General features: G+C 50.2%; 2 protein-coding genes. One reads left to right on the forward strand and one right to left on the reverse strand.

The window, feature by feature from the left end:
• Positions 1–1429: J domain-containing protein (locus VB714_RS07215; RefSeq protein ID WP_323222575.1), on the reverse strand; the 1429-nt coding region annotated here is incomplete at its 3' end.
• Between the two features lie 77 nt (positions 1430–1506).
• Here VB714_RS07215 and VB714_RS07220 point away from each other — a divergent pair.
• On the forward strand, positions 1507–1938 hold a 432-nt coding region (locus VB714_RS07220; protein ID WP_323222576.1), incomplete at its 3' end, for a biotin--[acetyl-CoA-carboxylase] ligase.

The raw sequence follows: 1938 nt of genomic DNA on the forward strand, positions 1-1938 counted from the left end.
CAGGACGACTTTGAGTTGCAGTAGGAATGGCGGGGGGGTTCAGGGTGGCGGTTCTTCCTGGTCTTGCTTCTTGTAGGGGGCGTTCTCTGGCAACCGTTCCCACCTCCCCTTGTAATGTGGTGGGAACCGAAGTCGGTTGCGGGTCTATCACAGACCAGCGATCGGGATTTTCCGTTTCTGTGGGCAGTTCTTCTAAATAACTTTGTACCTGTTCGTCGGCAAAATAGTCTTTTAAAGAGGCTCGCAAGTCAACTAAATCGCGAAAATGGGGAAAAACTTCCGTTTGCATCCAGCGTTCCCCATAAAGGCATAAACCTGGCAGTAAATCTGGCGATCCTTGGGAATGTTCGCGAATAAAGGCAAGGGGTTCGTATTCTTGGCTTAACTCTAAAGCATGACTGGCTTCGTCGGTTTGACCGAGTAACAGGGCGCAAACGGCTTGTTCTAAATGGACATCCTGCCGCCGTCCCAAGGCTTGTAACATCTCTTTGGCTCGGGTAATCAAATAGGGTTGGAACTGGGCAAAACCTCGCGCGACGAGGGCGTAGACGGCTAAATAGGTGGCAACGGCGGAAGGTCGCCTGGCTTCGAGTTCAAAAATTTCTTGTTGTTCGGCGGCGGTTAAATAGCCGCGAATTTGCTGGATAAAGCGTAAAAAGTCATCAATACTCAACCCAGAGCGATCGTCGCCATTGCCATCGATGCCGCCGCGTTCTTGGAGCATTTCTTGTAGGAGTTGAATGCCTTTAATGCGATCGCTGACGGCTTGTTCGTCTTGAGAAAGGAGTTCTAAAACGCGATAGGGGCGAAGTTTGTAGAGGTCTGCCTGAATTTCGCCGCGAATATTGGCAAATAAGCCCTCTCGCAGCAGTAAATCCTGTCCCACTTGTCCGGAGATAGCGGCGCGTTCTGACTGCCCTTGCTGCCACTGTTCTCGCCCTAATTCCAAACAAGCGAGGGCGATGGTTAAGACAATATCAGCGCGAACCAGTTCAGATTCGATCAGTCGTTCTTGTTCTGGGGTCAAATTTTGGCGATCGATTAATGGGGTCCCCAAACTGATGACCTGTTCGTATTCCCCCAGTTCTTGGAGAATTAAAAGTGCGCCAATAAACTGTTCGTTGTTAATTTCCAGCCATGCTGTCGGGGCGTTTCTGTCCCCTTCCCAAGCTAAATCTTGGGATAGGGGTTGGCTTTCGAGGGGGTGAGTTCTGGCCAGAAAGCCAGCATCGTATTCCGATCGCTGTTCGGCATCGGATAAAATCGAATAGGCTTCGTCAAGTAGCTGTTTGCGGGCATTAATAGCAATATCGCTGTACTCGCGACGCGGCAATTGCAAAGCGCGATCGTGGTAGGCTTGACCGAGTTGGGGGGCGGTGGCCTGAATGGATACCCCTAAAATCCTATAGTAGTCGAGCGGAATTCGCACGGTTGGCTCCCCAAAACAAAGCGACTTATCTATATTAATATCATTGATGCTCAAGACGACCCTACATTACTAAACGAATGTTCGATCGCCAAAAATTCCAAGAAATATGCGATCGCATCCCTCAAGGCGCGATCGCCTTACACCATCACGAGATTTTAGAATCCACAAATACAACAGCTTGGGAATTGTTAAAAAATGGTGCATCTTCTCCCCTGGTGGTTATTGCCGATCGCCAAACTGCCGGACAAGGACAATGGGGACGGCAATGGCAAAGCGATCGCGGTGGCTTATATTTATCTCTAGGCATGGTGATTGAAAGCGCGATCGGCATTCATCTGACATTTTCGAGCGGTTGGGGTATTGCGACAGCACTGCGTCACGAGGGCATTCCCGTGCAACTCAAATGGCCAAATGACTTAATTTTAGAGGGCAAAAAACTCGGCGGCATTAAAACAGTCATCAAGGGGCAGGGATATGTTTCTCCACTCCCACCCCCCCCCACTCCCCCC

The sequence above is a fragment of the Spirulina sp. 06S082 genome (assembly GCF_034932145.1).
Lineage (GTDB): Bacteria > Cyanobacteriota > Cyanobacteriia > Cyanobacteriales > Spirulinaceae > CCY15215.